The sequence below is a fragment of the Bradyrhizobium sp. CCBAU 11361 genome (assembly GCF_028128935.1).
Lineage (GTDB): Bacteria > Pseudomonadota > Alphaproteobacteria > Rhizobiales > Xanthobacteraceae > Bradyrhizobium > Bradyrhizobium niftali.
On record NZ_LBJZ01000181.1, the window covers coordinates 58,387 to 76,223 of the forward strand.

Consider the following 17,837-nt stretch of genomic DNA (forward strand, 5'->3'; position numbering starts at 1 on the left):
TTCACCCAGCGAGGATTATATCATTTTTTTGTATAAACCAGTGCCGATTGAGTATGCCTCCTCCCCCGCCTACGCTCATGGCCGGCGTAGACCTCCGGGTCCGCCGCACAACAACAATCGGAACTCGAGGGGAGGCCAGGGTGGCGAGCGAGATTCAGACGCGCGTGCTGCGCAAGATCACCTGGCGCATCGTTCCCTTCATCATGCTGCTCTACTTCGTGGCCTTCATCGACCGCGTCAATATCGGCTTCGCCTCGCTGACGATGAACAAGGACATCGGCCTGTCGCCCGCGGTCTACGGCTTCGGCGCCGGCATCTTCTTCTGGGGCTATTTCCTGTTCGAGGTGCCCTCCAACATCATCCTGCACAAGATCGGCGCGCGGATCTGGATCGCGCGGGTGATGATCACGTGGGGCCTCGTCTCGGCGGCAATGGCTTTCGTGCAGGGGCCGACCGGCTTCTACATCCTGCGCTTCCTGCTCGGCGTCGCCGAAGCCGGCTTCTTTCCCGGGATCATCCTCTACCTCTCCTACTGGTTCCCGGCGCGCCAGCGCGCCGCGGTGACCGCGCTGTTCATGGCGGCAGCGCCGCTCTCCACCGTGCTGGGATCGCCGATATCGGGCGCGTTGCTGGAGATGGACGGGCTGCTCGGCTTCAAGGGCTGGCAATGGCTGTTCGTGCTGGAGGCGCTGCCGGCCGTGCTGCTCGGCTTCGTCGTGCTGGGCTTCTTGACCGACCGGCCCGAGAAGGCGAAATGGCTCGCTCATGACGAGCGACGCTGGCTGGTCGAGGCCATGAACGCGGAGACCACCAGCAAGGCCGCAACCGCGAGCCACAGCATCTGGCGCGGGCTTGCCGATCCGCGGGTGCTGGCGCTGGCGCTGATCTATTTCGGCACCTCGGCCGGTCTCTACACGCTCGGCGTCTGGGCGCCGCAGATCATCAAGCAGTTCGGCCTGTCCTCGCTCCAGGTCGGCTTCCTCAACGCACTGCCGGCAACCGCCGCGGTGGTCGCCATGATCCTGTGGGCGCGGCATTCGGACCGCACCGGCGAGCGCACCTGGCACGTCGTGTGGGCCTGCCTGATCGCCGCGGCCGGGCTCGCCTATGCCGGCCTTGCGACCGGCGTCGTCGCCGTGCTGGTTGCGCTTGCGCTCGTCAACATCGGCATCTCCTCGGCAAAACCGCCGCTCTGGAGCATGCCGACGCTGTTCCTGTCCGGTCCCGCGGCCGCAGCCGGCATCGCCACCATCAACTCGATCGGCAATCTTGGCGGCTTCGTCGGGCCTGCCATGATCGGTTGGATCAAGGACCAGACCGGCAGTTTTGTCGGTGGACTCTATTTCGTCAGCGGCCTGCTCGTTCTCTCGGCGGTCCTGACCCTGCTATTGTCGCGTGCGCAGTCCGCGCCCGTCGAACCCGTCCCGCAATCCCACTGACATCTCAAACGGAGCATCTTCATGCGCACCCATTCGATCGCAGCAATTCCCGCCGACGGGATCGGCCCCGAGGTCATCTCGGCCGGCGTCCGCGTGCTGGAGGCGCTGGCCAAGCGCAGCGGCGACCTCGCGTTCAACGTCAAGACCTTCGACTGGGGCTCGGACTATTACAAGAAGCACGGCGTGATGATGCCGGCCGACGGCCTCACGGAGCTGAAGAAGTTCGACGCGATCTATTTCGGCGCGGTCGGCGCGCCCGACGTGCCCGATCACATCACGCTGTGGGGCCTGCGGCTGCCGATCTGCCAGGGCTTTGACCAATACGCCAATGTGCGGCCGACCAAGATCCTGCCGGGCGTCGCCTCGCCGCTGCGCAATGTCGGCGTCGGCGATCTCGACTGGGTGATCGTGCGCGAGAACTCCGAAGGCGAATATGCCGGCATGGGCGGCCGCGCCCACAAGGGCCTGCCCGAAGAAGTCGGCACTGAAGTTGCGGTCTTCACCCGCGTCGGCGTGACGCGGATCATGCGCTACGCGTTCCAGCTCGCGCAATCGCGTCCGCGCAAATTCCTGACCGTCGTGACCAAGTCGAATGCGCAGCGCCATGGCATGGTGATGTGGGACGAGATCGCAGCCGAGGTCGCCGGCGAATTCCCCGACGTCACCTGGGACAAGATGCTGGTCGACGCCATGACGGTGCGCATGACCCTGCATCCGAAGAGCCTCGATACCATCGTGGCGACCAACCTGCACGCCGACATCCTCTCCGACCTTGCCGGCGCGCTGGCGGGCAGCCTGGGCGTCGCGCCGACCGGCAACATCGATCCGCAGCGCCGCTTCCCCTCGATGTTCGAGCCGATCCACGGCTCGGCCTTCGACATCACCGGCAAAGGCATCGCCAACCCGGTCGCGACCTTCTGGACCGGCGCGCAGATGCTCGAGCATCTCGGCGAGAAGGACGCCGCGGTGCGGTTGATGACGGCCGTCGAGCGCGTCTGCGCCGCCGGCGTGCTGACACCCGATGTCGGCGGCAAGGCGACGACGAAGGAGGTGACCGACGCCGTGATCGACGCGATCCACGGGTCGAATGTGTGAGGCTGAAGCCCGCGCGGCAGCGCCGGTGCACTCCCTCGCCCCGCTTGCGGGGAGAGGGTTGGGGTGAGGGGGAGTCTCCGCGGGGTCGGTGAACGTTGAGTTCGCGGAGAGTCCCCCTCACCCGGAATCCGCGCGGTGCGCGCATTCCGGCCTCTCCCCGCACGCGGGGAGAGGCGAAGACCCCCTACTTCCGCCCAGCGGGCGGAGGCGGCGGCGTCGCCATCGCTGCCGTCGGCTCCGGCGGCGTCAGATGGCGCGGGACGACGATGGACTGGCCGGGCGTGAGCTGTGCGTTCTCTGCCAGCGAGTTGCTCTGCGCGATCGACCACAGCGGCACGCGATTGGCTGCGGCGATGCTCTCCATGGTGTCGCCGCGGCGTACCGGCACCCGCATGCCGGAGTCCCACAATTCCACCAGGGTATTCGCCGGCACGAGATAGCGCAGCGGCACGGCATCGGCATGGGGCTGCGCGGGGATACGCGGCAGCTGCGTCACCATCTCGACGATCTGGCGATGGATGTCGTCGGACTTCTCGATGTTGATATGCGAGACGCGGCTGTTCTCCTTGAGATCGTAGCTCGCGTAATGGCCGCGATAGCCGGGCACGGCCACGACATCGCCGCCGCCGAGCACGCTGTCGGACAGGAAGATGTTGATGAAGCGCTCGACATTGAGCGGCACGTCGCCGGTCGCATGCGCGGGATCGATGGCGATGACGAGGCTGATCGGGATGTTCTCCTTGGCCGCCATCTCGGAGATGACGATCGAGCACAGCCCGCCCATGGAGTGGCCGATCAGCACGATCGGCGCCGGGCTCTCCTTGTAGCTGGTGATGGCGCGATCGCCGATCCATCGGCAGATGGTGAATTCGTAGACGTCGGCGGAGAAGCCGGCCTTGGTCAGCTTCTCGCTGAGCCGATCCATGCCGGTCGAGAAGAACGGCCCCATGGCGCCGCGGAACAGGTAGATTTTTGGCGGCGGCAGCGGTTCGGCCGGCGGAGGTGGCGGCGGAGCGACGGGTGCGACCGCGGCGGGCTTTGACTTCGCGGGCGAGGCAACGGCCACGCCGGTACTCAAGGCGAGCAGCGCAACCGCTGCCAGCACGAAGATTCGCCTTGGATCAAGCATCAGTCGAGCAGTCCCACCACGGGAGGCCGCAGCCTCCCCCTGGGGCTTAGTGACCACCGATTGGGTGGAATTTGGGGCACGGAACCACGGAAATTGTCGCATCCCGCGGGGCCATGAGCAGCCTCGATGCGCGCGCCGAGCCGGCCGCAGGTCCTCGGCGGACGTGACCAGCCTAGCTGCGCCGCATGTGGCGCTGCCGTCGGTCAGTGCCTGCTCTTGAGCCGGCTGCGGTGCGCAGCCTGCTTGGCCCGGTTGCCGCAGATCGCCATCGAGCACCATCGTCGTGCGCGTCTGCGGGTGTGGTCGGCGAACAGCATCGTGCAGTTATGGCCCTCGCACGCCTTCACGTGTGAAAAGTCCTCGTCGCAGACGAATTTCGCCAGCGCTTCGCCGACCGGCAAGAGCAGGGATTCGGGCGATCGCCAGTGCCGCATTCTTTGCAGCGCAAGCCCGCCCTCACCCTGACGTCGCGCGATCTGTCGGAACGAGTCGTCGCGCGCCAAGAGGCTGTTCAGCGGACCGAGCTCCTGCAGCGCCTTCACGGTGAGCGGCCGGCCTGCATGCTCAACCACAAAGCCGCGAAACCACTCGCGCAAGGCGCGGGCCTGGTCCGCGACCTTGTCCAGCTCGCCAGGCAAGGCACGCGCCTTCATCGCATCGAGCTCGTCGACTGCAACGAGCCTCGCCTGAGCGAGCCAGTCGATCAGCCCATCGCCATCGTCGATCCAATCGACGGGCGTATCGACCGGCGTGGCGATCGAATTGAGAAAATCGAGGCCAAGTGAGTCGGCGACGAACATGGCGGGCGGTCTGCTTGACATGTGGCTCCCAGCCAAAGCGGAACATCCTCACATAACCTGTCAAATTGGTATTGACAAGTTACTCATTGCGTACATAACCTGATATATGTTGTTTTACAGGTTACTAAGGAGGCGGCGATGGCTAGAGGCAGTGTAACGGCGGTCCTGGCTCACGGGGCGTGGGCGGATGGATCGAGCTGGGCACGGGTCATCACCGCGCTCGAGGCCGAGGGGATCAAGGCGCACGCGGCGCCGCTTCCACTGACCTCCCTTGCCGACGATGTCGCGGCACTCAACCGGAGCCTCGATCGCATTGAAGGCCCGGTCGTGATTGCCGGGCACGCCTATGCCGGCGCCGTCATCGCACTTGTGCGTCCGGCGCGCGTGAAGGCGCTGGTCTATGTCGCAGCCCTTGCGCCGGAGGAGGGGGAGAAGGTTGCCGACGTGTTCTATCGCCTTGTCCCCCACCCGCAGGCGCCAAAGCTTGCTCCCGATGACAATGGCCTGATCTGGTTGCCTGAGGATGCCTTTGCAGCGGCCTTCGCACAGAACGCTTCAGCGCAGGATCACACTGTGCTGGCATCCGTGCAGCGGCCTATCTCGCTGAATTGCATAACGGTCCCGGCCGGCCGCCCGCTGTGGAAGGACATTCCGACCTGGTACCTGATCGCCGAGCAGGACCGCATGATCGTGCCCGAGACACAGCGCTTCATGGCGGAACGCATGAAGGCGAATATCCGAACGCTCGCCGTCGATCACACGCCCAGCGTCACGGCGCCCGCGGCTGTTGCCCATATCATTCGCGACGCGGTCCGCGCCGTGAGCGGCAATTAGCGCGTCCGGCGTCCAGCAAACCCACTCACGTCAACAACATCACTTGAACATCACTTGCCAGGAACGGAGACTGCCATGACCTCCACCCGATATCGCACCGCCGACGTCGACGGATTCAAGGTCTTCTATCGCGAGGCCGGGCCTTCGGGGGCGCCGAAGCTTCTGCTCCTGCACGGTTTCCCGAGCGCCGGCCACATGTTCCGCGACTTGATCCCGCTGCTTGCGGACAAGTTTCACATCGTGGCCCCGGACCTTCCCGGCTTCGGCCAGTCCGACATGCCCGCGCGCGAAACATTCAATTACACATTCGACAATATCGCGCGCGTGATCGAGCGGTTCACCGAAGTGATCGGCTTCGATCGCTTCGCCGTTTATGTCTTCGACTACGGCGCGCCGACCGGTTTCCGGCTCGCGTTGCGCCATCCTGAGCGGATCACGGCGATCATCTCGCAGAACGGCAACGCTTATGAGGATGGCCTCAGCGACGGCTGGACACCGATCAAGGCCTATTGGCAGGATCCGTCGCCAGCCAACCGCGATGCGCTGCGCGCTTTCCTCGTGCCGGAGGCGACACGCTGGCAGTACACGCATGGCGTCCCTGATGCGACCATGGTGTCGCCAGACGGCCAGAACCTCGACAACTTCTACCTGGCGCGTCCGGGCTCCGACGATATCCAGCTCGATCTGTTCGGCGACTACAAGAGCAATGTCGCGCTCTATTCGTCATTCCAGGAATATTTTCGCAAGCACAAGCCGCCGTTCCTCGCGGTCTGGGGCAAGAACGATCCGTTCTTCATTCCGCCCGGCGCCGAAGCGTTCAAGCGCGACAATCCCAACGCCGTCGTGCAGTTCTTCGACACCGGTCATTTTGCGCTGGAAACGCATGCAGGCGAGATCGCGGATGCCATTCGCGCCTTCATGAGATGACGAGGGAGCGCGGGATGACGCGCACACGCTCACTGCCGCCCCTCGCGATCTCTGCGCTTGCCGGAAAGATCGCTGCGCGACGGACATCAGCCCGTCGCGCAAACTCGCCCTAGTTCCTGGCCGGCGCCGTCGCTGCCGCCGAGCGCGCCTGCCTGGGTGCGCCGGGTTCGGCAACCGGCGCCGGGGCGCGCGAGCGCATGATCGCGGCGTCGATCTCGGCGATGACGCGGCGCTGGATCGCCTCGTTCTTGTCGATCGAGATGTGGCCGACGCCGGTGCCGCGCACGTCGACATTGTCGAGCTTGCCGCGCAGGCCGGCCGCGGCCCGCACCGGCTCACCGGGACCATCGCCGATATAGATGTTGATGTAGCGTTCGGCGCCGGTCGAGAGCTTGGTCTTGAACACCGAATCGAGGCCGATCGCGAGCTTCACGGGCACGCCGAGCTGGTTGAGCTTGGCGATCATGTCCGGCAGCGCAGTCGCACCCGAGGAATGGCCGACCAGGACGATGGTCTTGATGCGGCCGGCCTTGTAGGCGGTCGCGGCCTCATCGGCAAGCGAGGACCAGGAGACGAAATTGGCAACCGTTACCGGAATGCCCTGCGCCTGGAGCCGGGAGCCGATCGTGTCGAGCCCCATCGAGAAGATGTTGAGCACGCCGCGGAGCAGGTAGACATGCGTGGTCGCGGCCGCGGCCTGGCTCGTCGGCGCCGCCTTCGCGGTGGTCGGGCTCATGGCAACAGCTGACAGCAGGAGCAGGCACATCGCCCACACACGGATGGCGGGCAACTGGCTGGCGCCGGCGGTGTGACGGCCGTTCGGTCTCATCGATGGATTCCCTGGGGACAATACGCTTTGCGATCGGGCGGAATCGTAGCCATGGCCCGCTCGCAGACGCAACAAAGAGCCGCGTGAGCGACAATCTTAGCCGCAGGCCGTGACCATCGCGCAACACTTGCCCGGAACCTGCCACCGAAGGGCCTGTTTTGAGACCATTTTTCTCCAGCCAATTGCGACCCGGCAAGGCCATTCCTATGTCAGGGCACCCGCTGACCTGCCCGCCCGGGCGGGTTCCAGGCTCCCTTCCCCATCCTGCCGGCCATCATGTCATCCATCATTTCCGTCGCCAATCTGTCGAAGACCTATGGGTCCGGCTTCAAGGCGCTCAAGAACGTCAATCTCGATATCAAGCGCGGCGAGATCTTCGCGCTGCTCGGGCCCAATGGCGCCGGCAAGACCACGCTGATCTCGATCATCTGCGGCATCGCCAATCCGAGCGAGGGAAAAGTCCTCGTCGGCGGCGAGGACATCCAGACCTCCTACCGCAAGGCGCGCTCGCTGATCGGCCTCGTGCCGCAGGAACTCCACACCGACGCCTTCGAGAGCGTATGGGCGACCGTGAGCTTCTCCCGCGGCCTGTTCGGCAAGCCGAAGAACCCTGATCATGTCGAGAAGGTGCTCAAGGACCTCTCGCTGTGGGACAAGAAGGACAGCAAGATCATCACGCTCTCCGGCGGCATGAAGCGCCGCGTGATGATCGCCAAGGCGCTCTCGCACGAGCCGCAGATCCTGTTCCTGGACGAGCCCACCGCCGGCGTCGACGTCGAGCTGCGCAAGGGCATGTGGGAGGTGGTGCGCACCCTGCAGCAGTCCGGCGTCACCATCATCCTCACCACGCACTACATCGAGGAAGCCGAGGAGATGGCCGACCGCATCGGCGTCATCAACAAGGGCGAGATCGTGCTGGTCGAGGACAAGGCGACCTTGATGCAGAAGCTCGGCAAGAAGCGGCTGACGCTGCATTTGCAGAACAAGATCACCTCGCTGCCGGAGAGCCTTGGCCATTACGAGCTCGACCTCTGCGATTCCGGCGCGACGCTGGTCTACGACTACGACACCAAGGGCGAGCGCACCGGCATCACCAGCCTGCTCAGCGACCTGCGCACCGCCGGCATCCGCTTCAACGATCTCGACACGACGCAATCGTCGCTCGAGGACATCTTCGTCGATCTCGTGAGGACGTCATGAATCACCGCGCCATCCGCGCCATCTATCTGTTCGAAATGGCACGCACCTGGCGCACGCTGCTGCAAAGCATCGTCTCGCCGGTAGTCTCCACCTCGCTCTATTTCGTGGTGTTCGGCGCCGCGATCGGCTCGCGCATCAGCCAGGTCGAGGGCGTCAGCTACGGCACCTTCATCGTGCCGGGCCTGATCATGCTCTCGGTGCTGACGCAGAGCATCGCCAACGCCTCGTTCGGCATCTACTTCCCGAAATTCACCGGCACGATCTACGAGATCCTGTCGGCGCCGATCTCCTATTTCGAGATCGTGCTCGGCTATGTCGGCGCCGCCGCGACCAAGTCGATCATCCTCGGCCTGATCATCCTCGCCACCGCCGGGCTTTTCGTTCCGTTGCATATTCACCATCCGGTCTGGATGCTGACCTTCCTGGTGCTGACGGCGGTGACGTTCAGCCTGTTCGGCTTCATCATCGGCATCTGGGCCGACGGGTTCGAGAAGCTGCAGATGATCCCGATGCTGGTGGTGACGCCGCTGACCTTCCTCGGCGGCAGCTTCTATTCCATCGACATGCTGCCGCCCACCTGGCGCACGGTGGCGCTGCTCAACCCGGTCGTCTATCTGATCTCCGGCTTCCGCTGGAGCTTCTACGAGATTGCGGACGTGAGCGTATCCGTCAGCATCGGCATGACGACGGCGTTCCTTGTGATCTGCCTGGTCACGATCTGGTGGATTTTCCGCACCGGGTACCGGCTGAAGAATTGACCCCCGCCGTCATTCCGGGGCGCGCGTAGCGCGAACCCGGAATCCATCGTACGACAGAGTTAGTGGATGAATGGATTCTCTGATGCGCAATTGCGCATCAAAGCTCGCGACTTCGTCGCGCTCCGGAATGACCAGCGGCTAGCGATAACAATGGAAACGGTGATAGCCGTCATAATACCCACGGCAATGGCGGTAGTGACGGTGGGGAATGCCGAGCACGCCCTCGACGGCGCCCACGGCGCCGCCGACACCGGCGCCGACCGCTCCTCCGACCACACCGCCCACCGGGCCGGCAATGCGGTTGCCTTCATGGGCGCCTTCCTGGGCACCGCGCACGATGCCCTGGGCATGCCCAGCTTGCGGCAGCGATAACAGTGCGAGCAAGATGGCGGCCGCTGCGAAAAGCAGGCGGACTGGTAAACCGGCCGGCAATGGCGCAGCCGCGATACGGACTTTGTTCATCTTCGATCCCAAGGGAAATGCACGAGGTAAACGGCGGCGAAAACCGCCTGTCAGGCAGGCCATCATCAACGCCCTGAGCGGCCAAATGGTTGCGCCTTTGTGACGAATTGTCGGCGTCGTGAACGCACTTCCGCTCGCGAAAATGTCAATGCCGCCAGAGCCAGCGCGGCACAAAGCGGCCTTGCTTACATCAGGCATCACGTTAACGATGGCTGGGCCGGCTGCTGGAACGAAAGCCGGATTGCAGGCATAGTGCACGCCGGGGGACGGAGAGCCGCGGCGCTTGCGTGAACAGGCCGGAGGCCAGAACTCAAATGCGTTTTCAGATGCGTTCGTTTTTTATTGCTTTCACATCCCTGCTGCTTTTGAGCGCGGGCACCGCGCAGGCCAAGGTCGAGATCACGGTCGACAAGGACAATCAGCAGATGACCGTCGCCGTCGACGGCGTCGCGCGCTATCGCTGGCCGGTGTCGACGGGCATTCCCTCGCGCGAGACGCCGAACGGAGCGTTCCGCGCCTTCCGCATGGAAGAGGATCACTACTCCAAGGAATTCGACGACGCGCCGATGCCGCACGCGATCTTCTTCACCAAGATCGGGCACGCCATCCACGGCACGGACTCGGTCGGCCGTCTCGGCGCGCCGGCCTCCCATGGCTGCGTGCGGCTGTCGCGCCAGAACGCATCGACGCTCTATGCGCTGGTGCAGCAGCAGGGCGTGCTCAACACCACGGTGACGCTGACCGGCTCGGCACAGGTGGCACTGGCGCGCAATCCGCGCGGCCGCACCAACAATGCGGTGGCCCGCGCCCCGCAGCCTGCCGAAGAGCAATACGCCACTTCAGGCGATCCCGTGAGCCTGGCGCCGCCGGCGCAGCCCACCCCCCGCTACATGCCGCAGGACGACAACTACATCTACCCGGCCGACGGCAGCGACACCGGCACGCGCTATCCGGCGCCGCGTTCGGCCAGCCGCCCGCTCTATGACGCGCAGGTTTATCATCAGCCGGCGCAGCAATATTACAATCAGGGCTACGGCCAGCAGGGCTATTATCAGCCGCAGCCCCGGCAGTACTACCAGCCGCGCGGCTACTACTATCAGAACTAATGTGGTGGCCGTCCGCCGTCGCCATCAACGGCCCCTCGCCGGTCAGCACGAACACCCGATCGCCATTCGAGGCACCATGTCATCACGTGCCACGACCGTTCTGACTTTGCTCTGGGTTTTGACAGCGGGACCGGCCATGGCCTTCGATCTCGAGGCGCATCGCGGCGGCCGGGCGCTGTTGTCGGAAAACACCCTGCCGGCCTTCGCCAACGCGCTGTCGATGGGCGTGGATACGCTGGAGCTCGACGTCGGCGTGACCGCCGATGGCGAGGTCATCATCTCGCATGAACGCGGGCTCAATCCCGATCTCGCGCGGGATGCGAACGGCGCCTATGTCGCTCCTCCCGGTACGCCCTTCGTGAAATTGCAGTTCGCCGATGTCAGGACCTATGACGTCGGCCAGATCCGGCCGGACAGTTCTTACGCCAGGCAATTCCCCGAGCAGCGCGCAGTGCCGGGGACACGCATTCCCACCCTGAGGCAGCTGTTCGCACTGGTGCGCAAGTCCGGCAACGATCGCGTGCGCTTCAACATCGAGACCAAGATCGATCCGAACCACCCGGACGAATCCCTCGACCCGCAAGGCTTTGTCGCCAAACTGCTCGGGCTGATCGAGGCCGAGAAGATTTCCGAACGCGTCATGATCCAGTCGTTCGACTGGAGGACCCTGCAGCTCGTCCAGCGGCAGGCCCCGAACATTCCGACCGTATACCTGACGCTGCAGCGCGGCTCGGGCCAGACGATCGCGCTGGACAAGGCCACCAAATGGACTGCGGGTTTCAGTCCGGCCGATCACGGCGGCTCGCTGCCGCGCACCATCAAGGCTGCGGGCGGCGCGATCTGGTCGCCCTATTTCGGCGACGTGACTGCGGCACTCGTCTCGGAAGCTCACGGGCTCGGGCTGCGCGTCGTGGTCTGGACGGTCAACAAGCCTGAGGACATGGCGCGCATGATCGAGATCGGCGTCGACGGGATCATCTCGGACAGGCCCGACCTGTTGCGGCAGGTGGCGGGCGAGAGGGGAATTGCGCTGCCGGCGGGGACACCGGTGCAGCCATAGTTCTCCGATAAACGCTCTATCCGCGTAGCCCGGATGGAGCGCAGCGCAATCCGGGACCAGTGCCCACCACGTGAAAGCGGCCCCGGATTACGCGGAGCCTGTCATCGGGCGGCGCTTCGCGCCGACCCGTTGGCTCCATCCGGGCTACGAAGTTACGAAGCAGCCCTACTCCCCATCCCTCAAACGCCGATACAGCGCACCGAGGATGTTGGAATAATCGTCGGTCCAGACCCGCACCCTGTCGTCGGCTTCGGTCTGCTCCCAGACCTTGGACGAGGCGATCTTCCCGACGTCGGCGTCCTCGCGCGCGGAGATGACGACGTCGGTCGAGAAGATGTAATCGCCATCCCGCCCGGAATCCTCGTTGAAGACCCAGCTCTTGAGATCGTTGGCATCGGCGATGCCAACCACGACGGTTTCGAGATCGAGATGCCGGTTGGAGACGTGCATCACCACGGCCCCCTGGGGCGCGAGCTTGTCCTTGTAGATCTTCATCGCCTCCTCGGTCGCAAGATGGATCGGGATCGCATCCGACGAATAGGCATCGACGATGATCAAGTCATAGGCGCCGTCCGGCTCCTTCGCGAAGGTCAGACGGGCGTCCCCGATCACCGGCTTCAGGTCCGGCAGGCAGCTCGAGATGTAGCGGAAATTCTTCGGGTCGCGCGCCGCGTCGACCATCGACTGGTCGATCTCGAAGAATTTCCAGCTCTCCCCGGGCTCGGCGGCACAGGCCAGCGTACCCGATCCGACGCCGATCGCGGCGACCTTCAACGGCGCCCCCTTGCGCTCGCGGAGCGCGGTGATGGCCTGACCGATGCCGCCGTCCTTGTGATAGTAGGTGATCGGCTCGGGCCGGCCGGTGACCGGCGTGCCGTCATTGTTGCGGAAGCGCTCGGCGCCATGGATCGTGGTGCCGTGCATCAGCACATGGAAATAGCCGCCGGGCGTCTCCACGATCTTGTGGACGCCGAAGAAGCTTCGCACGGTGGTGACGCGGCCCTCGTCCGCCGGATAGACACGGATCAACGCCAGCGCGAGCGCAACCGTGGCAAAGATCTTCCAGCGGCCGGCATTGAGCGCCAGCGTCAGCAGCGCAGCGAGCACGCCGACGGAGCCCGCGACCCAGACGCGGTGGTCCTCGAACCAGATCGAGAGGCTGCCTGTGGTGTAGGACGGCGCAACGAGTGCCACCGCGAGCGCGGCGAGCGCCAGCCAGTACCATTTGACGATGCCGGCAAGACGCTCGTTGGCGGACGGGCGGCACAGCGCCGCGAGCGCGATCAGGATCGGATATTCGGCGATCCACGAGAAGGTGAATGGAGCAACGAGGCCAGCAAAGAGGCCGCCGACCATGCCGCCGAACGACAGCGCGACATAGAAGCCGGTGAGATATTTGGCGGCCGGCCGGGTCCGCGCCAATTCGCCGTGACAGGCCATGGCGATGACGAAGAAGCACAGTTGATGACCGCCGAGCGTCAGCAGCAGATTCTGTTCGCCGCCGAAGGCCAGCAGGAAGACGACGCCCGCGATCGCGACCGGCTGGAGCATCAGCATCCATTTGTGCGGCAGCAGCGGCCGCGACTGGAACACCACCACCCAGGTGAGCAAATACAGCGACAGCGGCAGCACCCACAGAAGCGGCGCCGCCGCGACGTCGGTGGAGATGTGCGCGGTGACGGCGATGAGCAGGCCCGACGGCACCGCGGCGAGGAAGATCCAGCGCAGCCGCGTCACGAGGCCGGGTGCCGGCGCATTGATCTCCTCGGTTCGTGCATCGACCACCGCCAGTTTTGGCGAGCGCAACAACAGCACGCCGCAGGCGGCGATCAGGACGATCAGGAGGCCATAGCCGCCGGTCCAGAAGCGGTTCTGCGTATGCAGCGTGAACACCGGTTCCAGCAGGAACGGATAGGATAACAGCGCGAGAAAGCTGCCGATGTTGGAGGACGCATAGAGGAAATACGGATCGTGCCCGGCGGGATGGCCGGTGCGGACGAACCAGGCCTGCAGCAGCGGATTGTTGGCGGCGAGCGCGAAGAACGGCAGCCCGATCGAGACCACGAACAGGCCGAGCAGCCAGACCGCATAGCCCGACGCGGGCGGCTCACCATAGGCGGTGGCAATGCCGAGCGGCAGCGTAGCAAAGGCCAGGACCAGCAACACCAGATGCACCACCACCGGAACGATCCGGTTCCTCACCTGCATCAAGAGATGCGCATAGGCGTAGCCGGCCAGCAGCAGCGACTGGAAGAACACCATGGCGACCGACCACACCGCCGGCGAGCCGCCGAGCCGCGGCAGCACCATCTTCGTGAACAGCGGCTGCACCGAGAACAGGAGCAGCGCGCTGACGAAGATCGCAGCGGTGTAAACCGCCAGCAACAGCCGGTTGCGCGACGACGACGGCTGCTCCGTGGCGGCGGGTTGCACGATCGAATCCATGGAATCTCCGGCTAAATTCCGGCGGGCGCCGGGCGCGCGCAATGGAGCACACCACGCCTGAACGGGCAATAAAGGGTCTCGTGATGTTGCAGCGAGGAATGCTTGATATAGAGATGTCATTCCGGGCGATGCGAAGCATCGAACCCGGAACCTCGAGATTCCGGATCGCGCTTCGCGCGCCCCGGAATGACGCCAGGGACATCATGACCGAAACCGACGTTGTCATCATCGGCGCTGGCCATAACGGCCTCACCTGCGCGGCCTATCTCGCGATGGCGGGCCTGCGCGTGCGCGTGGTCGAGCGTCGCAAGGTGGTCGGCGGAGCGGCGGTCACGGAGGAGTTTCATCCGGGTTTCCGCAATTCTGTCGCAGCCTACACCGTGAGCCTGCTCAATCCGCAGGTGATCCGCGACCTCAAGCTTGCCGAGCAGGGCCTGCGAATCGTCGAGCGCCGGGCGCAGAATTTTCTGCCCGCGCCGGACGGCAGCTATCTGCTCACCGGCGAGGGACGGACGAAAGCGTCAGTCGCGCGGCTGAGCGCGCGTGATGCGGATGCACACGACGGCTTCTCGCGCGAGCTGGAAGACATCGCCGACGTGCTGCGCCAATTCGTGCTGCGCGCGCCGCCGAACCTGCTCGACGGTTTTGGCACGAACGCGATCCGCGAGGCCGTGAACGCGTTGCAGAGCGCCAACATCCTGCGCGGCCTGACGCTGGAGCAAAGCCGCAGCCTGCTCGATCTCTTCACCCGCTCGGCCGGCGAGATGCTGGACGAGCGGTTCGAGCATGATCTGGTCAAGGCGCTGTTCGGCTTCGATGCCATCGTCGGCAATTATGCCAGCCCCTACGCCGCCGGCTCGGCCTATGTGATGCTGCATCACGCCTTCGGCGAGGTGAACGGCAAGAAGGGCGTCTGGGGCCATGCCATCGGCGGCATGGGCGCGATCACGCAAGCCATGGCGCGCGCCGCGCAGGGTCGGGGCGTCGCGATTGACACGGATGCCGGCGTGCGCGAAGTGATCGTCGAACGCGACCGCGCCGTCGGCGTCGTGCTGGAGAACGGCGCGACGATCCGCGCGAAATATGTCGCGGCCAACGTCAATCCAAAGCTGCTCTATACGCGGCTGATCGCGGCCGACGCCCTGCCGAAGGACTTCCTCGCCCGCATCCGCCACTGGAAGAACGGCTCCGGCACCTTCCGCATGAACGTGGCGCTGGACCGCCTGCCCTCCTTCACGGCGCTGCCGGATGACGGAGATCACCTCACCTCGGGCATCATCCTGGCGCCGAGCCTTCCCTACATGGACCGGGCCTTTCTCGATGCGCGCGCGCTGGGCTGGAGCCGCGAACCCGTGGTCGAGATGCTGATCCCCTCCACGCTCGACGACACGCTGGCGCCCGCAGGCAAGCATGTCGCGAGCCTGTTCTGCCAGCACGTCGCGCCGGAGTTGCCTGAAGGGAAATCCTGGGACGACCATCGCGACGAGGTCGCCGATCTCATGATCGCGACGGTGGACAGCTACGCGCCGGGTTTTGCGTCAAGCGTGCTCGGCCGCCAGATCCTGTCACCGCTCGATCTCGAACGGCAGTTCGGCCTCCTCGGCGGCGACATCTTCCACGGCGCGCTAACGCTGAACCAGCTGTTCTCGGCCCGGCCGATGCTGGGCCATGCCGATTATCGCGGGCCGCTGAAAGGCCTCTATCACTGCGGCTCCGGCGCCCATCCCGGGGGCGGCGTCACCGGAGCTCCCGGCCACAATGCGGCACAGACGATCCTGCGGGATCACCGCTCGCTGTTCGGAAGCCGTGGATAGGTCTGTGGATGGGCTGTGGACAAGCCTGTTGGCAGGTGTTTGCCCAGGAAGGGGATGGCGGCACCAGACCATCGGGACAAGTCTGGGGAACGGCGGTGCAAAACCGCCGGGCAATGACGGGGAAGAGCCGGTGGATAACGCTCTGGCAAATGGCGGACAAGCGGTGGATACCGGCCGGGAATCGCACGCGGGAAAACGACTTCGCCCGCCAGGGGCAATTCCCTGTGCGGGCGATCGTCAAAAAACGGCCTAAGAAGAAAGTAGCCCCCGCTGGAAAATGGGAGGCGGAAATTATTTCAATGAGGTGCTAATCGAAGTGAACTTATCGTTCATCGTGGTACCCAGGCCGTTCACCACGGTGATGATCGCGAGCGCGATGCCGGCCGCGATAAGGCCGTACTCGATTGCGGTCGCACCGGACTCATCGGACCAGAACTTCAAAACCATGCGCGTCAAGACTCGCCTCCGTTTCTATTTCAAGCTGTGTTGGTTCGCCCCAACATCCGCAAATCTACGGGGTGCAACCTGCGGGCGGGTTAATCCCGGAATTGCAAGTTGTGCGAAAAATCGGGAACAAAAGTTCCAAAAATTGAACCTGACGGGACCCTAGCATGCAGCTTTCCCCGACCCATCGCGCCAGTTTTTCGATCGGCAGCGAGACCGCTGCCCGGCGCGTCGTCGACGTGCTCACCGAGGTGTTCTTCGAGGGCGATGCGGCGGTCGCCGCGTTCGAGCGGCCGGACGGACAATGGGACGTCACGCTGCATTTTGCGGATGCGCCGGACCAGGCCTGGCTGCGCGAACTCGTTGTAAATTCGGCAGGAAATGACATCGCCGACACGCTTGCCTTCGATACCGTCGAAGCCAAGGACTGGGTCAAGGCCAGCCTGGAAGATCTCGTCCCGGTGCCGGCCGGACGCTTCGTCGTGCACGGCAGCCATGACCGCGACCGCGTCGCGCCGAACAAGCTCAAGATCGAGATCGAGGCGGCGCTCGCCTTCGGCACCGGCCATCACGGCACCACGCGCGGCTGTTTACTCCTGCTTGACCATGTCCTGAAGAGTTCCCGCCCGAGCAACGTGCTCGACCTCGGCACCGGAACCGGCGTGCTGGCGATCGCGGCCGCGAAGGCGCTGCATCGCGCCGTGCTTGCCTCCGACATCGACCCGCCCTCGGTGCGGGTGGCGGCCGAGAACGGCCGGCTGAACGAAGTCGGTCACCATGTGCGGGTGATCCGCGCCACCGGCTTCGCCGCGCCGGATTTTGCCCGGGCGGGCCAGTTCGACCTGGTTCTGGCCAACATCCTTGCCAATCCGCTGCGGCACCTGGCGAGCCCGATGGCGCGGCACCTTGCGCCCGGGGCGCGCGTCATCCTCTCCGGCCTGCTGACGCACCAGGCCCCCGCCGTGATCGCCGCCTATCGCGCACGTGGCCTCGTGCCGCTGCGGCATTTGCGGATCGAGGGGTGGAGCAGCCTGCTGCTGCGGAAGGTCGGGTGAAGTGCAGCAGTGAACAGCGTAGGGTGGGCAAAGCGAAGCGTGCCCACCGAGTTCACCTGCGATGGTGGGGAGATGGTGGGCACGGCGCTCTGCGCCTTTGCCCACCCTACGACGACATCGCCATCGCCACGCTACTCCGCCGGCTTCTCGTCCCGCCGCATTGCGCGATCACCCTGCAAGACGCGCCTCGCGCGGCGCTCGGCGATACGGTCGATCATCTGGCTGATGAGACCGCGCGGCTTCTTCGGTGTCGTTGCGGCCGGGGCCCGGCGGGCCGGCGGCGAAATCTTCTCAAACGTGAACGCTGGCATCGTGTGTCCCCTCGCCGTTGAGTAGAAACACTTGCTCGAATTTCCCTGTTATCCGGACGGAGCTCAAAGGCTGCATCCCTTTACTCCACTCGACTCAAGCGGAACTTTTTCAAGCACAGTCCATGCCAG

17 protein-coding genes are annotated in these 17,837 nt (G+C 64.8%); 10 read left to right on the plus strand and 7 right to left on the minus strand.

The annotated features are described in order from the left end of the window. Window positions 1-140 precede the first annotated feature (140 nt). On the plus strand, window positions 141-1,439 hold the full coding sequence (locus XI08_RS23900) for an MFS transporter (protein ID WP_271576205.1): 1,299 nt from the start codon (window positions 141-143) through the stop codon (window positions 1,437-1,439). 21 nt (window positions 1,440-1,460) lie between these two features. Beyond that, complete coding sequence (locus XI08_RS23905; protein WP_271576206.1) at window positions 1,461-2,534, plus strand: tartrate dehydrogenase; 1,074 nt, start codon at window positions 1,461-1,463, stop codon at window positions 2,532-2,534. Between the two features lie 184 nt (window positions 2,535-2,718). Here XI08_RS23905 and XI08_RS23910 read toward each other — a convergent pair whose 3' ends face one another. Together XI08_RS23910 and XI08_RS23915 are read right to left on the minus strand one after the other, a co-directional pair. After that, window positions 2,719-3,663, minus strand: coding sequence for a LysM peptidoglycan-binding domain-containing protein (locus tag XI08_RS23910; RefSeq protein ID WP_271576207.1), 945 nt, complete (start codon window positions 3,661-3,663; stop codon window positions 2,719-2,721). A 203-nt stretch (window positions 3,664-3,866) separates the two neighbouring features. Then, window positions 3,867-4,484, minus strand: a complete 618-nt coding sequence (locus XI08_RS23915; protein WP_271576208.1) for a CGNR zinc finger domain-containing protein — start codon at window positions 4,482-4,484, stop codon at window positions 3,867-3,869. A gap of 117 nt (window positions 4,485-4,601) precedes the next feature. Between XI08_RS23915 and XI08_RS23920 the strand changes: the two genes are divergently transcribed. Continuing rightward, window positions 4,602-5,297, plus strand: a complete 696-nt coding sequence (locus tag XI08_RS23920) for an alpha/beta fold hydrolase (protein WP_271576209.1) — start codon at window positions 4,602-4,604, stop codon at window positions 5,295-5,297. Window positions 5,298-5,372: 75 nt separating this feature from the next. Continuing rightward, window positions 5,373-6,224 carry an alpha/beta fold hydrolase gene (locus XI08_RS23925; RefSeq protein ID WP_271576210.1) on the plus strand — a complete coding sequence of 284 codons (852 nt, stop codon included), beginning with the start codon at window positions 5,373-5,375 and terminating at the stop codon, window positions 6,222-6,224. A 109-nt stretch (window positions 6,225-6,333) separates the two neighbouring features. Here the strand turns inward: XI08_RS23925 and XI08_RS23930 are convergent, their stop codons facing one another. Further along, on the minus strand, window positions 6,334-7,053 hold the full coding sequence (locus XI08_RS23930; RefSeq protein ID WP_271576211.1) for a hypothetical protein: 720 nt from the start codon (window positions 7,051-7,053) through the stop codon (window positions 6,334-6,336). Window positions 7,054-7,329: 276 nt separating this feature from the next. Here XI08_RS23930 and XI08_RS23935 point away from each other — a divergent pair, with 276 nt between their 5' ends. Both XI08_RS23935 and XI08_RS23940 read left to right on the plus strand, forming a co-directional pair. After that, window positions 7,330-8,253: an ABC transporter ATP-binding protein gene (locus XI08_RS23935; RefSeq protein ID WP_027544688.1), complete on the plus strand. Its 924-nt coding sequence runs from the start codon at window positions 7,330-7,332 to the stop codon at window positions 8,251-8,253. Further along, complete coding sequence (locus XI08_RS23940) at window positions 8,250-9,011, plus strand: ABC transporter permease (RefSeq protein ID WP_271576212.1); 762 nt, start codon at window positions 8,250-8,252, stop codon at window positions 9,009-9,011. Before XI08_RS23935 ends, XI08_RS23940 begins: the two co-directional genes overlap by 4 nt. Window positions 9,012-9,149: 138 nt before the next feature. Here XI08_RS23940 and XI08_RS23945 read toward each other — a convergent pair whose 3' ends face one another. Beyond that, entirely contained in the window at window positions 9,150-9,473 is a 324-nt protein-coding gene (locus tag XI08_RS23945; protein WP_092186138.1) for a hypothetical protein, read from the minus strand. Between the two features lie 326 nt (window positions 9,474-9,799). Between XI08_RS23945 and XI08_RS23950 the strand changes: the two genes are divergently transcribed. Together XI08_RS23950 and XI08_RS23955 are read left to right on the plus strand one after the other, a co-directional pair. Continuing rightward, a complete protein-coding gene (locus XI08_RS23950; protein WP_271576213.1) occupies window positions 9,800-10,579 on the plus strand; it encodes a L,D-transpeptidase in 780 nt (259 codons plus the stop codon). A 76-nt stretch (window positions 10,580-10,655) separates the two neighbouring features. After that, on the plus strand, window positions 10,656-11,639 hold the full coding sequence (locus XI08_RS23955) for a glycerophosphodiester phosphodiesterase (RefSeq protein WP_271576214.1): 984 nt from the start codon (window positions 10,656-10,658) through the stop codon (window positions 11,637-11,639). A gap of 165 nt (window positions 11,640-11,804) precedes the next feature. Here the strand turns inward: XI08_RS23955 and XI08_RS23960 are convergent, their stop codons facing one another. Beyond that, window positions 11,805-14,084, minus strand: coding sequence for a spermidine synthase (locus XI08_RS23960; protein WP_271576215.1), 2,280 nt, complete (start codon window positions 14,082-14,084; stop codon window positions 11,805-11,807). 203 nt (window positions 14,085-14,287) lie between these two features. On the opposite strand from XI08_RS23960, the gene XI08_RS23965 reads away from it, so the two are divergent. Continuing rightward, window positions 14,288-15,898: a phytoene desaturase family protein gene (locus XI08_RS23965; protein ID WP_271576216.1), complete on the plus strand. Its 1,611-nt coding sequence runs from the start codon at window positions 14,288-14,290 to the stop codon at window positions 15,896-15,898. A gap of 291 nt (window positions 15,899-16,189) precedes the next feature. On the opposite strand, the gene XI08_RS23970 is transcribed toward XI08_RS23965, so the two are convergent. Next, entirely contained in the window at window positions 16,190-16,345 is a 156-nt protein-coding gene (locus tag XI08_RS23970) for a Flp family type IVb pilin (protein WP_049823422.1), read from the minus strand. A gap of 164 nt (window positions 16,346-16,509) precedes the next feature. Between XI08_RS23970 and XI08_RS23975 the strand changes: the two genes are divergently transcribed. Beyond that, a complete protein-coding gene (locus tag XI08_RS23975) occupies window positions 16,510-17,397 on the plus strand; it encodes a 50S ribosomal protein L11 methyltransferase (protein ID WP_271576217.1) in 888 nt (295 codons plus the stop codon). A gap of 131 nt (window positions 17,398-17,528) precedes the next feature. On the opposite strand, the gene XI08_RS23980 is transcribed toward XI08_RS23975, so the two are convergent. Next, entirely contained in the window at window positions 17,529-17,708 is a 180-nt protein-coding gene (locus tag XI08_RS23980; protein WP_027544679.1) for a hypothetical protein, read from the minus strand. Between the last annotated feature and the right edge of the window lie 129 nt (window positions 17,709-17,837).

What these genes read in the sequence shown, in the direction of transcription:
- XI08_RS23905 (WP_271576206.1), top strand. Translation starts at nt 1,461, where the DNA reads ATGCGCACCCATTCGATCGCAGCAATTCCCGCCGACGGGATCGGCCCC.
- XI08_RS23910 (WP_271576207.1), bottom strand. Translation starts at nt 3,663, where the DNA reads ATGCTTGATCCAAGGCGAATCTTCGTGCTGGCAGCGGTTGCGCTGCTC.
- XI08_RS23915 (WP_271576208.1), bottom strand. Translation starts at nt 4,484, where the DNA reads ATGTCAAGCAGACCGCCCGCCATGTTCGTCGCCGACTCACTTGGCCTC.
- XI08_RS23920 (WP_271576209.1), top strand. Translation starts at nt 4,602, where the DNA reads ATGGCTAGAGGCAGTGTAACGGCGGTCCTGGCTCACGGGGCGTGGGCG.
- XI08_RS23925 (WP_271576210.1), top strand. Translation starts at nt 5,373, where the DNA reads ATGACCTCCACCCGATATCGCACCGCCGACGTCGACGGATTCAAGGTC.
- XI08_RS23930 (WP_271576211.1), bottom strand. Translation starts at nt 7,053, where the DNA reads ATGAGACCGAACGGCCGTCACACCGCCGGCGCCAGCCAGTTGCCCGCC.
- XI08_RS23935 (WP_027544688.1), top strand. Translation starts at nt 7,330, where the DNA reads ATGTCATCCATCATTTCCGTCGCCAATCTGTCGAAGACCTATGGGTCC.
- XI08_RS23940 (WP_271576212.1), top strand. Translation starts at nt 8,250, where the DNA reads ATGAATCACCGCGCCATCCGCGCCATCTATCTGTTCGAAATGGCACGC.
- XI08_RS23945 (WP_092186138.1), bottom strand. Translation starts at nt 9,473, where the DNA reads ATGAACAAAGTCCGTATCGCGGCTGCGCCATTGCCGGCCGGTTTACCA.
- XI08_RS23950 (WP_271576213.1), top strand. Translation starts at nt 9,800, where the DNA reads ATGCGTTCGTTTTTTATTGCTTTCACATCCCTGCTGCTTTTGAGCGCG.
- XI08_RS23955 (WP_271576214.1), top strand. Translation starts at nt 10,656, where the DNA reads ATGTCATCACGTGCCACGACCGTTCTGACTTTGCTCTGGGTTTTGACA.
- XI08_RS23960 (WP_271576215.1), bottom strand. Translation starts at nt 14,084, where the DNA reads ATGGATTCGATCGTGCAACCCGCCGCCACGGAGCAGCCGTCGTCGTCG.
- XI08_RS23965 (WP_271576216.1), top strand. Translation starts at nt 14,288, where the DNA reads ATGACCGAAACCGACGTTGTCATCATCGGCGCTGGCCATAACGGCCTC.
- XI08_RS23970 (WP_049823422.1), bottom strand. Translation starts at nt 16,345, where the DNA reads ATGGTTTTGAAGTTCTGGTCCGATGAGTCCGGTGCGACCGCAATCGAG.
- XI08_RS23975 (WP_271576217.1), top strand. Translation starts at nt 16,510, where the DNA reads ATGCAGCTTTCCCCGACCCATCGCGCCAGTTTTTCGATCGGCAGCGAG.
- XI08_RS23980 (WP_027544679.1), bottom strand. Translation starts at nt 17,708, where the DNA reads ATGCCAGCGTTCACGTTTGAGAAGATTTCGCCGCCGGCCCGCCGGGCC.